We start from the raw sequence: 12,388 nt of genomic DNA, 5'->3' as shown, positions 1-12,388 counted from the left end.
GGATGTCTCTAACTTTCTCACTTGGGGCTGAGATACACCCTCTCGATTACAGATATTATAGAACAGATTTATGTGAAACGCAAGCTTTTTTATGTCGCTTCTTATTTTTGGCAGAGCACCATCACAGCCTCATACGGGCGAAGATGCCCGCTCTTCCACGCCTCTTCGCCGGCGCCGCTCTCCTTCTCATAATTGCAGGCCAGCACCTGCCCTTCTGCCCACATCTCCGGCAAGGGGCAGCTGACTTCTGTCCCTGAGAAGTTGGCAAGGACAAGGAGCTGCGAATCTCCATTACTTCTTGTGTAGGCGAAGACCTTTTCATCCTCCGGGAAGAGAAGCGTAAATTTCCCGTCCACGATCACCGGATACTCCTTGCGCAGGGCGATCAGCTTCTGATAGAAGCGGAACACGGAATCCGGATCCGCCATCTCCGCCTCTGCGTTGATCTGCCTGTAGTTTTCGTTCACCTCGATCCAGGGCTCGCCTGCTGTGAATCCGGCATTGGCGCTGCCGTCCCACTGCATGGGAGTGCGGGCATTGTCACGGCTCTTGGCGTAGATGGAGGTCATCACATCCGCCTCATCGTAGCCTGCTTCCAGCCTCTCCTCATAGAGGTGCAGCGTCTCGATGTCCCTGTAATGACTGATGTCCGGGAAGCGCACATTGGTCATGCCCAGCTCTTCCCCCTGGTAGATGTAGGGCGTTCCCTGCATGCCGTGGAGGATCATGGCCAGCATCTTTGCCGACTGCACCCGGTACTCCTTATCGTTCCCCCACCTGGAGACGATCCTTGGAAGGTCATGGTTGTTCCAGAACAGGCTGTTCCAGCCCTTTCCGCAGAGCTCCTCCTGCCATTTTGCCAATGTCTTTTTCAGCTTTACCACGCTCAGGGCAGCCAGGTCCCACTTGGTCTTTCCCTCCTGCTGGTCCAGGCCGATATGCTCGAACTGAAATACCATGGAGAACTCGCTGCCATCCGGATTGCTGTAGAGCTTTGCCCGCTCCGGGTCTGCTCCCCAGGCTTCTCCCACGGTGATGAGATCCCCTTTCTGGAAAGTCTCCCGGCTCATCTCCCGGATAAACTCGTGGAGCCTGGGGCCGTTGGCGGTAATACCCAGGTCCGGCTCCTTGGCGATCTGGTCAATGACATCCAGGCGGAAGCCGCCCACGCCCTTGTCCATCCACCACAGGATCATGTCGTAGATCTCCCGGCGGACTTTCTCGTTCTCCCAGTTCAGATCCGGCTGTTTCACGGAAAACTGGTGGAAATAATACTGCTCAAGCTCCGGAACCCACTCCCAGGCAGGGCCCCCGAAAGCTGCCTCCATGTCATTGGGAAGCTCCCCTTCCACGCCGTCCCTCCACACATAGTAGTCATGGTACGGATTGTCTTTGCTCTTCTTCGCCTCCTGGAACCAGCGGTGCTCGTCGGAGGTGTGGTTCAGCACCAGGTCCATGATGATGCGGATCCCTCTCTTCTCTGCCTCCGCAATAAGCTCCTCCATGTCGGCGAGGCTGCCGAACATGGGGTCTATGTCCTGGTAATCGGATATGTCGTAGCCGTTGTCATCCTGGGGAGACCTGCACACGGGCGAGAGCCAGATAGCGTCAATGCCAAGCTCCCTCAAGTAGTCCAGCCGGCTGATGATACCCGGGATGTCTCCGATGCCGTCGCCGTTGCTGTCCTGGAAGCTGCGGGGATAGATCTGATAGACCACCGCCTGCTGCCACCATTTTCTTTCTGTCGTCCTTTCACTCATAAATGTTCATCTCCTTTCCACTCTGTACGCAGATACAGGCAGGACGTATAAAAGCCTGCCTATATTTTCTGCTTTTCTACTGTTTAATCTTCTTCCGGCGGATCAGGGTGCCGTTCTTCCCAAGGACCCCGTCCGCATATTTTCTGGAGAAGAGGATCTCCCCCTCTTCCCGCACGTTCATGTCTTCCTTGGAGCAGTTCAGAAGCACCTCGATCTCATTCCGGCGCCCGTCCAGCTTGATGTACTCCACACAGCGGTCATTTTCATACTCACCGGGGAAATGGAAATAAAGGCTCCTGCAGGCCTCCTCGTCCTTCCGCATCCTGATGAGGGAGCGGACAAGGCCGATCTTCTCCTGGTTCTCCTTCTCCTCCAGCTCATCCCAGGGCATGCACCGCCGGCAGTCCGGGTCGTGGCCGCCCTCCATGGCGATCTCCGTCCCGTAATAGATGCAGGGGCTTCCCGGCATAGTAAAGAGAACCGCAAGCTGCTGGTAAAAGATATCCAGGTCATGGAACCGGTTCATAAGCCGCTCCGTGTCGTGGGAGTCCAGAAGGTTGAACATGACGTTGTTGTTCTGCTGCATGTACATGGTGTAGCAGCGGTTGATCATGTACTCGAACTCCTCTTTCTTCATGCTCTTGTCCAGGAAAAAATCATGGATGCCGCTCATAAGAGGGTAGTTCATGACCGAGTCGTACTCGTCCCCCATGAGCCACTGGCTGGCGTCATGCCAGATTTCTCCCAGGAGGTAGAGATCCTCCCTGCACCCTTTCAGATGCTCCCGCATCTTTTTCAGGAAACGGTGGGACACTTCATTTCCCACATCGAAGCGGATGCCGTCTATGTCAAAGTCCCGGATCCATCCCTGGCACACCTGGCAGAAATAGTCGATGACCTGGTCATTGTTCGTGTTGAGCTTTGGCATCCAGTCCGCAAAGGCAAAGGAATAAAATCTGCCGTCCCTTGTGTCCTCCTGCTTGTCCGGCAGGGGCCACTGGTGGATCATGAACCAGTCCGCATACGGGGAGTCCTTCCCGTTTTTCAGCACGTCCTGCCAGGGGCCGAAGTGACGCCCGCAGTGGTTGAACACCGCGTCCACCATGACCCGGATCCCCAGGGCGTGGGCCTCCTTCACCAGTCTGGCAAAGGTCTCCCCGTCTCCGAAATGAGGATCGATCCTCGTGTAGTCCGTGGTGTCATACTTGTGGTTGGACTCCGCCTCCATGATGGGGTTGAGGTAGATCCCGGTGACACCTAAGTCTGCCAGGTAGGGAAGCTTCTGCCGGATCCCCTCCAGGTTTCCCCCGAAGCGCTCCTCGTTGGTGACAGGCCCCTTCCGCCAGGGAACGATCTCTCCTCCTGAGGCATCGCTGTCCCGCTCAGCTCCTTCTGCTTCTGAAACTCCCCTGCAGAAGCGGTCCGGGAAGATCTGGTACCAGACCGTGTCGTTGACCCAGTCGGGGGTCCGGTTTACATCCGCCGGGTTCATCCAGGGCACGGTAAAGCACTGGATCATCCTTCCCTCCATATCCATCTGCTCCTGGGTCAGGAAACCGTCCTCGCAGTAGTACCAGACTTCTCTGTCCGTGTGCAGTTCAAAGTAATATTTGCATCTCTTATACGGCGGAACCAGGGTGGTGGTCCACCAGATCTGATGGCGGAGCCTCTTTTTGTAGACGATCTCCTCCCTCTTCCCGGTCCACTTCTCTTTCCCGCCAAGGATACCCGCCTCGAAGGGGTCACCGTGGTGGATGAACACCCGTTTCACGTCGTAGCCGGTCTTTAAGTTGACCACCAGCTCGTCTTCATTTAAAGGATAGCTCATCTGCTCTGAAGTTTTGTGGTAAACGCCTGTAAATTCCATCTTTTATACCTCTTTCCGGGCCTGGATCAGCTTTCTGTATCCTGCAAGTTCCCGTCCGGCCCTGTCAAAGTCCGGCATATGCCACTCCCAGTTGGGGGAGCCCACCGTTCCCGGCGTGTTCATGTGGCCCTCCCGGCCAAGTCCCAGAATGTCCTGCATGGGGATGATGGCGTACTGGGCCGGGCTGTGCAGCAGGTAGGCGATCAGCCTGTCCTTCACGGACCCTGCCCTGCACCCTTCCTTTTTAAGGAAGCGGCGCACCTTCCGCCTGGCGGCGGGGCTTAAATTCCCGTACCACTCCATAAGCGTGTCGTTGTCATGGGTGCCGGTGTATATGATCATATTTTCTGTGTCTTCTGAGATATCACAGGCGTACTTTCCGCCTGTCTCAATGGAGAAGACAAGGATCTTCATGCCCTTTAAATGGTAGTGCTCTTTCAGCGTCAGAACCTCCGGACGCAGATCTCCCAGATCTTCCGCCACCAGCTCAACGCCTGGCAGCTTCTCTGTCAGCAGATCCAGCACCTCGTACCCGGGCGCCTCGATCCAGTCTCCCTCCACGGCTGTGGGGCAGGAGGCCGGGATCTTCCAGTAGGTGTCAAAAGCACGGAAATGGTCGATGCGCACAATGTCAAAGAGCTTTCCGCTGTAGCCGATCCGGTCCAGCCAGAACTGATAGCCCTGCTCCTTCATGTAGTCCCAGTCATAGATAGGATTGCCCCATCTCTGCCCTGTCTCACTGAAATAGTCCGGCGGAACGCCTGCTATGAAGATGGGGCGTCCGTCCGTGTCCAGAAGGAAATTGTCCTTTCCTCCCCACACGTCCACAGAGTCCACGCCCACGTAGAAGGGCACGTCCCCCATGATGCGGATGCCGTTTTCGTTGGCCGTTTTTTTCACCTTCATCCACTGGCAGAAGAACATATACTGAAGGAACACCTGGAAATCGGCCTCTTCCTTTTCCGGTGCAGTAAGCTCCCGGCGGGTCTTCGTCCAGTTTTTGTCCTCCTCTTTCCACTCGTTCCAGCATGTGCCGCCGTTGCTTATCTTAAGGGCGCGGAACACACCGTACTCCAAGGCCCACTCCTGCCGGGCAAAGGTCCGGAACTCTTCCTTCTGGTCCAGCCCCTGCTCCCGGAATGACTGCCAGGCCTCCTTAAGATAGGGAAGCTTGAAAGCTCGCACCGCATCGTAGTCCACACGGACTGCCTTTTCCCGGAACACCTCCGGCTGCTCTTTCAGAAGCCCTTCCTGGAAAAGCACATCCAGACTGATATACAGCTCGTCTCCTGCGTAGGATGAGTAGGGCTGATAAGGCGAATTGCCGTAGCCCACAGGGTTCAGGGGAAGGATCTGCCAGATCCCTGCCCCGCTTTCCTTCATCATCTCGATCCATCTGTATGCCGCCGGGCCCAGCTCCCCGATCCCCGTCCGGGAGGGGAGGGAGGACACGGGCATCAGTATGCCTGTCTGTCTCATGGTAATACCTCTCTTATCTATTTTACAGATGCCAAATGTCTCTGTTGTACTCCGCAATGGTGCGGTCTGAGGAGAAGAAGCCTGCCTTTGCAATGTTCACCAGCATCTTCTTCGCCCATGCCTTCTCGTCCTCGTAGTCTGCGAGCATCTGCTCTTTTGTGCGGATGTAGTCCTTCACATCCAGAAGGGTCATGAACCAGTCTTTGCCCACGATCTCCTTGTAGAGTCTTCCTAAGTTCACCGAATCGCCGATCATGATCATCTCCTTGCTGATGATAAAGTCCACCAGCTCCTCGATCTGCGGATCGCTCTCGTAGATGGCTCTGGAATTGTAGGCGCTGTCAGCGTAGAGCTGGATGACCTTCTCGGACTTCTCGCCGAAGATATAGATGTTGTCGTCCCCCACAAGCTGGTGGATCTCCACATTTGCCCCGTCCTCGGTTCCCAGGGTCACGGCTCCGTTCAGCATGAACTTCATGTTTCCGGTTCCGGAGGCCTCTTTGGACGCCAGGGAGATCTGCTCGGAAATGTCGCAGGCCGGGATCAGCTTCTCAGCCTTTGTCACATTGTAGTTTTCCACCATGACGATGCGCATGTACTTGTTGACATCCGGATCGTTGTTCACAAGCTGCTGCAGGCAGAGGATCAGATGGATGATGTCCTTTGCGATGGTGTAGGCCGGAGCAGCCTTGGCGCCGAAGATCATGGTGATGGGTCTTGCCGGCAGGTTGCCCTTCTTGATCTCCTTGTATTTGTAGATGGCGTAGAGGGCGTTCATCTGCTGTCTCTTGTACTCGTGGAGACGCTTGATCTGGATGTCAAATACAGAGTTCTCGTCCACGTCTACATCCTGGGTCATCTTCAGATAGTCCTTCAGCTCCACCTTGGCGTCTTTCTTGATCTCTCTGAGACGCTGGAGCACTTTCTCGTCATCCTTGTATGCCAGCAGTTTTTCAAGCTGGGAAGCGTCCTCCACATACTCTTCTCCGATAAGCTCCTTCAGATAATCCGCAAGCTCATGGTTGCAGTGGAGAAGCCAGCGGCGGAAAGTGATGCCGTTTGTCTTGTTGTTGAACTTCTCCGGGTAAATATCGTAGAAAGGCTTCAGCTCGGACTCTTTCAGTATCTCTGTGTGGAGGGCAGCCACACCGTTCACCGCATAGCCGTAGTGGATGTCGATGTGGGCCATGTGTACCCGGTCCATCTTGTCGATGATGTACACTCTCTCGTCATGGAAGTCCCTTCTCACCCTTGCGTCCAGCTCGCGGATGATGGGCATAAGCTGGGGAACCACCTTCTCCAGGTAGGCGATGGGCCACTTCTCCAGAGCCTCTGCCAGAATGGTGTGGTTCGTGTAGGCGCATGTCTTTCTCACCACGTCGATGGCTGTGTCCATATTGAAGCCCTTCTGGGTTGTCAGGATACGGATCAGCTCCGGGATCACCATAGTAGGATGGGTGTCGTTGATCTGGATGCACACATGCTCGTGAAGGTGATACAGGTCCACGCCTCTCTCCTGTGCCTCTTTCAGAATGAGCTGGGCCGCGTTGCTGACCATGAAGTACTGCTGGTAGATACGCAGAAGCTGTCCCGCCTCGTCGCTGTCATCCGGGTAGAGGAAGAGGGTCAGGTTCCTGCGGACATCACTCTTGTCAAACTGGATGCCATCGTGGATCATGCTCTCGTCCACAGTATCGATGTCAAAGAGATGGAGCTTGTTGCAGCCGCTCTTGTATCCCGGCACGTCGATATCGTACATGGTGGAAGTCAGCGTAAAGTCCTTGAAAGGCACCTCAAAGTGGCAGTCTGTCTTTGTAAGCCATGTATTGTCTGTGATCCAGGGGTTTTTGTCCTCCCACTGCTTGTTGTCCGCAAACTTCTGGAGGAACAGTCCGTCGTGGTAGTTAAGTCCCACGCCGTCCCCGGCAAGTCCCAGTGTGGCGATGGAGTCAAGGAAGCAGGCCGCCAGACGTCCAAGGCCTCCGTTTCCAAGGGACGGCTCCAGCTCCACCTCCTCGATCTGTGTCAGATCGTGGCCGTATTTTTTCAGCACTTCCCTTGTCTCCTCAAAAACTCCCAGGTTGATCAGATTGTTGGACAGAAGCTTTCCGATGAGAAATTCCGCGGAAATGTAATATAATTTCCTGTCTCCTGTGTTGGCCTTCATGCCCTGCATTTTTTCCTTTGTCACAAAGAGAAGGGCTGTGTAGATCTCCTCCTTTGTGGCGTCTTTGATATCTTTCTGAAATTTCTCCTGCAATACACGCTGTAATGCCTGTTCCATAATGAATACTCTCCTTTTCACATCTGATATTTCATAAACACTACGGTATTATCATACCATGGCCGCACAGCGGCCATGGGCCTCTGGCAGATGCGCGGCGGATTTCTGCGGTTCCGCAGAAACCGCTCTATGCGCAGGTATAATAACCACGCTGTGGTTATTATACCCTATTTTTCCAGTTTTTCATAGACCCGAAGCAGTTCTCCCACACTCCAGGCCTGGGCGAAACACCCTCTGGAGACCGTGGGGAACGCCCCGTCATAGATCTCCGGAAGCTGTCCTGCGCATCCCTCCCTGAGGGCGCTCTCCAGTCCTTCCATCTGCTCTTTCACCCTTTCTTTTGCAGACCGGGAATAACCGTGGACTTTCAGATAAGCCAGGTAGTAGGCTCCCAGAGTGCATTGGCGTCCGTCATGGCAGTCAGCGTGTCGTTGGCAAACATGAACACATCCGCGCTGGCCTCCGGGTCCTGTGACACCTGCCCGGCAGCGCTGGCCTCGTCGGCCACACCGTAGACAAATGTAATGTCCCACTCAGGATGCTCATTGGCAAACCTCTCGCACATTGTCTGAAGCCATTCTCCGCTGTCCTTTGACTGGTCGTTGGACGGAGACCATACCATAAGCCGGACCTTCTCCGCGCCATCGGAAGCATCCTCTCCCGAGGCGGCGCATCCGGTCAGTCCTGCCAGCAGCCCTGCTGTGAGCAGCAGAGCCAACCCTCTTTTCATCATCACTTTATCTCCATTTCTTTAAAAGTTTCGTATTGTTTCGTTCTTTTAACAGCATACTCTATTTGGCTCACCTCGTCAATAAAAATATTGTGCGTTTTCTTTGAATTGTATGTTTTTCATAGATTGCGTTCCAGATTTTTATGCATTTTCACAATATGTCTTATCCTCTCTTTTCTAAACTCGCCGAAACTTATTGTATTTTTACGCAATATCACATTGATTTCCACGAAACTTTCCTCTATAATAAATACATCTATTTCCACATAAAAGGGGGGCCGGAAAAATGGCTACAATACAGGATATTGCCGACAAGCTGGGGATTTCCAAGGGAACAGTGTCCAAAGCTCTCAACGGTGCATCAGACATCAGCGAAACTTTACAAAAAAATGTACTGGAGACAGCGGTGGAGATGGGATACTCCAAACTGCGCCGCCCCGGCGGCGTCCGGAAGCTCTGCATCCTTATAGAAAATATGGAGTACCAGGAACCACACCAGTTCGGCTATGAGATCATCCTCGGCTTCCGGCAGATGGCAGAGCCGGCAGGCTACACAGTAGATATCGTCCCGGTGACGGAAAAGCTGCAGAAAAGCTCCTCCTACGACGCTTTCATGCTGAAGAACGATTACCTGGGCTCTTTTGTTCTGGGATTTTCCTTAAGCGATCCCTGGATGAAGGACTTCCACACAAGCCACACCTCCACTGTCCTCTACGACAACTACGTCATGGCCAATCCCCACATCGCCTATGTGGGAATTGACAACAACGAGGGCATGGAGCTGGCAGTGGCCCATCTGAAGAAGCTGGGACACAAGAAGATCGGATACTTAAGCCACGCTCTGGGCTCCCACATCATGCAGGTGCGTCACAAGGCCTTCTTCGCAGCCCTCCGCCAGAACGGTCTGAAGACGGATCCCACCTGCGCCGGGGCTTCCTACTACACCTCCCAGTGCATGGAGAAACATCTGCCCCGCCTTTTGAAGATGGGCGTCACAGCCGTCATCTGCAGCCACGATCAGATCGCCAACGCGGCTCTTGTGCAGTGCCAGCAGATGGGCCTTCGTGTCCCAACCGATGTAAGCATCATCGGCTTTGACGACCTTCCCATCTGTGCCTACACCTCCCCGCCCCTCACCACCGTGCGCCAGGAGCGGGTACAGCTTGGGAAAAGCGGCTACTACGCCCTGGAGAGCCTGATGAACCATGTGGCCATCGGCACTCTGCTGCTCCACGCCCGCCTGGTGGTGAGGAGCTCAACAGACACAGCCAGAAAAAAGGCGGATCCTGCTGTATAGGATCCGTCTTTGTCTTATCTTACATCAGCTCCGGGATGTCCCAAGAAGCGAAGCCCGTATGTCGCGCTCCAGCTTCTCCAGCTCGGCCTCCGCCTCCTGCCGTTTCCTGCGGCCCTCCTGCTGGATGCGGACCGCCTCGCTCATGGTGCTAATCAGGTTCTCGTTCGCCTTCTTCAGCGTCGCGATATCCACAATGCTCCGCTCCGACTCCCTCACCACGTCCAGGGTGTTCTGCCTGAGCTTCTCCGAGTTCTGCAAAAGGAGCTGGTTCGTCGTGTCCGTGATATTCCGCTGCAGCTTCAGGGCCTCCTGCTGCCGGTACAGCCCCAGCGCCATGACCATCTGGCTCTTCCACAAAGGGATAGTCTCCTGGATCGCCGTCTGGATCTTGTCAGCCAGAAGCTTGTCATTGTTCTGTACAAGCCGGAGCTGCGGGGCCGTCTGGATGGCGATGGTCCGGCTCGTCTTCAGGTCGTGGATCTTCTTCTCAAACTGGTTCACCGTGTCCTCAAAGTCCCGGACGATCTGGGCGTTCATGGGATCGCCGCTCCTCTCGGCCTCGGCCCGCAGGGAGGGAAGCGTCTGTTCCCGCAGCTCCTGCAGCTTCTCCTCTCCGGCCGCAATGTAGAGCTGAAGCTGCCGGAAGTAGGACAGGTTTTTCTCATACATGGCGTCCAGCATGCCGATGTCTTTGAGCATCTCCATCCGGGCCTCCTCCAGTTTGCCCTCGATCCTGTCCACCTGGACTTCCAGCTTCTCGTACTGCATGAGGAATTTCTTCACTTTGGACTCCGCCTTCTTAAAAATGCCCATGAGCCCGCCCTCTTTCTCCAGGGAGTCAAAGTCCAGTCCCTCCACATTGGCGATGAGCCCGGTCATCAGCTCTCCCACATATCCTGTGTCCTTTGCGCGGACGTTATTCAGGATATTCTCGGAGAAATCCGCGATGTTCTGCTTCGCTCCGGCACCGTACTGCATCAGCATCTGGGAATCCGTCAGATCGATCTGCTCCTTCAGCTCCTCCACCTTGCGTCTCTCATCCGGCGTGAGCAAAGTGATCTGCTCCTTGAGGGTGTCCGGCGTCTCCTCCGCTGGCACATCCGCCGCCTGTCCTCTCTGCTTTCTCAACGTATCCAGGGTTATCTCTGCCATAGTCATTCTTTCCTTTCTGTTATTTTAGCCGGGTCCTTTACCGGAGCCCGTCTATGATCCGGCGCATCACATCGTAGGAGGGCACCTGCGCCACCTGAGTGATATTGTCAGCGATGCCCGGCACGCCGAGCTCCTTGTCCGATATCTCATAGTTTCCCGTGCGGAAACCGTGCTTTTCCCACGCCAGCTTCTGCACCTCTTCATCCTGCAGTCCCCGGATCAGGGTCTTCCCCGCATCGTCCAGAGCGATCAGCACATGGGCGGACCACACGGTAGGGGCCGGGTAGAGCACGACGATGTCGTCCCGGACCGACTCATACTCTTCCGGATGCAGCATGGCGTACTCGATGATCTGGCTCTCGTACCCCGCCGCGATGGGGGTGGCTCCCACGCCCATCCGCAGGAACTGGCTGAACAGATCTGAGGAGGAGGTCTCCATGTATCCAAGCTTTCCGAAGATTGTCTGGAGTTGGGGCAGGATCTCGTCCACCTTCTCCGGGGTCAGCGTCTGCCCCCCGTTCAGCACATCCGCCAGAAGGGCCGCGAACATATTGCCCGAGTTGGAGCGGGCCGGATCCGTGGTATCCACCGAGACCGTACCGTACAGCTCCGGCACGCCGATGTCCGCCCAGGCCGTATCATTCTGGATCAGCTCCACCAGCTTCGCCATATCGACATAGTTTACGTCCCCGTCCTTCGTGATCAGCCCCTGGCTGTCAAAGGCGTCCAGCACGATCTTATGGGTGTAGAGGACAATGGGCGTGTTGAGGAGGATCTCGCTCTGGACCGGGCTGCCGTGGAGCTCCTCATAGTACTCAAGCGCGATGCTGCTGGACGGGAAGAGATAATTTCTCCCCTCCAGGTCCGCTGTCATCATGTCGAGGGAGCCCGCCTTGGAGTAGTCCACCTCCAGTCCGTATTTCTCTCCCAGGATGGACAGCACCTCCTCATCTTCCAGGAACCCGATCTTCTCGCCCCCCACATAGCCGGATACCGCTGTCTTTGGCTTTGTCTTCCCTGTTTCCTTCTCTTTGCCGTCCCCCGAACCGCCCGTCAGGAGGTAGATGCCTCCCACAGCCGCCATCACGCAGATCAGCAAAACAAGTCCTATGATCTTCTTCCTCATGTACTACACTCCTGTCTCCTTTTCGTTTCCCTGGCCGTCCCTTCCCTTATCACGGCCCTCCTCCTGCCGCACCTCGTACCCCTCCGAGCGTAGCGTCTGCCTGAGCAGGTTCAGGTCAGCCTCCATATCCATCAGTTCGTTCTGCATCAGTTTCTGGAACTGCATCCGGAAGGCGTCCTTGAGCGTCAGGACCGCCTCCGCTGTGTTCTGAAAGATCTTCTCCGACTCGTCAGTGAGGAGCCTGGTGTCCTGGAGCTCCACATAGTTCTCCAGCACGTTGGCCGCCGTCTCCTGGTAGTAGTCGATGTAGCGTCTGGCGGACGGGATCTTCTTCGGGTTGTCGGTCAGGAATTTCAGGATGTTTCCCGCAATGTCGATCAGTTCGGACGCGGACTGGCGCAGGCCCGGCGCCTGGATCCTGTCCGCCGCCTCCCGCATCCGCCGGTAATCGCGCCCCGCCTCCTGCAGCCTTTCATGGAGTACCTCCCCGTTGCCCAGCTTCTCGATATCGATCCGCCCGATCCGCCTCACCGGGCGCAGCACCAGGAGGAACCCGGCGTAGGACACAAGGGAGAGCCCCATACACAGAAGCATGTTCCACCCAAGCCCCACAAGAAGTGCGGCGAAAAGCAGAAGCGCCAGGACGGCAGAGACAGCGATGCTTACGATTTCTTTCCATTTATCTTTCATATT

Annotated in this window: 8 protein-coding genes and 2 pseudogenes; 1 reads left to right on the top strand and 9 read right to left on the bottom strand. The window is 55.5% G+C overall.

What is annotated here, in order from left to right; all coding sequences use genetic code 11:
• Positions 1–101: 101 nt before the first annotated feature.
• The 6 genes and pseudogenes from B5E62_RS00325 to B5E62_RS17160 form a co-directional block, all read right to left on the bottom strand.
• Complete coding sequence (locus B5E62_RS00325) at positions 102–1,760, bottom strand: glycoside hydrolase family 13 protein (protein ID WP_087172795.1); 1,659 nt, start codon at positions 1,758–1,760, stop codon at positions 102–104.
• A 76-nt stretch (positions 1,761–1,836) separates the two neighbouring features.
• On the bottom strand, positions 1,837–3,627 hold the full coding sequence (locus B5E62_RS00320) for a glycoside hydrolase family 13 protein (protein ID WP_087172794.1): 1,791 nt from the start codon (positions 3,625–3,627) through the stop codon (positions 1,837–1,839).
• Positions 3,628–3,630: 3 nt separating this feature from the next.
• A complete protein-coding gene (gene malQ, locus B5E62_RS00315) occupies positions 3,631–5,106 on the bottom strand; it encodes a 4-alpha-glucanotransferase (RefSeq protein WP_087172793.1) in 1,476 nt (491 codons plus the stop codon).
• Between the two features lie 22 nt (positions 5,107–5,128).
• Positions 5,129–7,390, bottom strand: a complete 2,262-nt coding sequence (locus tag B5E62_RS00310; RefSeq protein WP_087172792.1) for a glycogen/starch/alpha-glucan phosphorylase — start codon at positions 7,388–7,390, stop codon at positions 5,129–5,131.
• Between the two features lie 167 nt (positions 7,391–7,557).
• Positions 7,558–7,788, bottom strand: a pseudogene (locus tag B5E62_RS17165) (amylo-alpha-1,6-glucosidase); the annotation flags it as partial.
• A pseudogene (locus B5E62_RS17160) lies at positions 7,785–8,120 on the bottom strand (extracellular solute-binding protein); the annotation flags it as partial. The pseudogenes B5E62_RS17160 and B5E62_RS17165, both read right to left, overlap by 4 nt.
• Positions 8,121–8,406: 286 nt before the next feature.
• On the opposite strand from B5E62_RS17160, the gene B5E62_RS00300 reads away from it, so the two are divergent.
• The gene (locus tag B5E62_RS00300; RefSeq protein ID WP_087172790.1) at positions 8,407–9,417 is read left to right on the top strand and encodes a LacI family DNA-binding transcriptional regulator; all 1,011 of its coding nucleotides are present in this window, start codon (positions 8,407–8,409) and stop codon (positions 9,415–9,417) included.
• Positions 9,418–9,441: 24 nt separating this feature from the next.
• Here B5E62_RS00300 and B5E62_RS00295 read toward each other — a convergent pair whose 3' ends face one another.
• The 3 genes from B5E62_RS00295 to B5E62_RS00285 are packed head-to-tail and all read right to left on the bottom strand — an operon-like array spanning position 9,442 to position 12,385.
• A complete protein-coding gene (locus B5E62_RS00295; protein ID WP_087172789.1) occupies positions 9,442–10,569 on the bottom strand; it encodes a toxic anion resistance protein in 1,128 nt (375 codons plus the stop codon).
• 37 nt (positions 10,570–10,606) lie between these two features.
• Positions 10,607–11,695 (bottom strand): substrate-binding domain-containing protein, encoded by a 1,089-nt coding sequence (locus tag B5E62_RS00290; protein ID WP_087172788.1) that lies wholly within the window; start codon positions 11,693–11,695, stop codon positions 10,607–10,609.
• Between the two features lie 3 nt (positions 11,696–11,698).
• A complete protein-coding gene (locus B5E62_RS00285; RefSeq protein WP_087172787.1) occupies positions 11,699–12,385 on the bottom strand; it encodes a 5-bromo-4-chloroindolyl phosphate hydrolysis family protein in 687 nt (228 codons plus the stop codon).
• Positions 12,386–12,388 lie beyond the last annotated feature (3 nt).

Origin of the sequence: Lachnoclostridium sp. An118, from assembly GCF_002160985.1 — a bacterium.
Lineage (GTDB): Bacteria > Bacillota > Clostridia > Lachnospirales > Lachnospiraceae > Claveliimonas > Claveliimonas stercoravium.
This window is presented reverse-complemented; position numbering and strand designations above follow the sequence as displayed.

Coding starts and splice junctions, on each gene's coding strand:
- B5E62_RS00325 (WP_087172795.1), bottom strand. CDS start 1,760: ATGAGTGAAAGGACGACAGAAAGAAAATGGTGGCAGCAGGCGGTGGTC.
- B5E62_RS00320 (WP_087172794.1), bottom strand. CDS start 3,627: ATGGAATTTACAGGCGTTTACCACAAAACTTCAGAGCAGATGAGCTAT.
- malQ (WP_087172793.1), bottom strand. CDS start 5,106: ATGAGACAGACAGGCATACTGATGCCCGTGTCCTCCCTCCCCTCCCGG.
- B5E62_RS00310 (WP_087172792.1), bottom strand. CDS start 7,390: ATGGAACAGGCATTACAGCGTGTATTGCAGGAGAAATTTCAGAAAGAT.
- B5E62_RS00300 (WP_087172790.1), top strand. CDS start 8,407: ATGGCTACAATACAGGATATTGCCGACAAGCTGGGGATTTCCAAGGGA.
- B5E62_RS00295 (WP_087172789.1), bottom strand. CDS start 10,569: ATGGCAGAGATAACCCTGGATACGTTGAGAAAGCAGAGAGGACAGGCG.
- B5E62_RS00290 (WP_087172788.1), bottom strand. CDS start 11,695: ATGAGGAAGAAGATCATAGGACTTGTTTTGCTGATCTGCGTGATGGCG.
- B5E62_RS00285 (WP_087172787.1), bottom strand. CDS start 12,385: ATGAAAGATAAATGGAAAGAAATCGTAAGCATCGCTGTCTCTGCCGTC.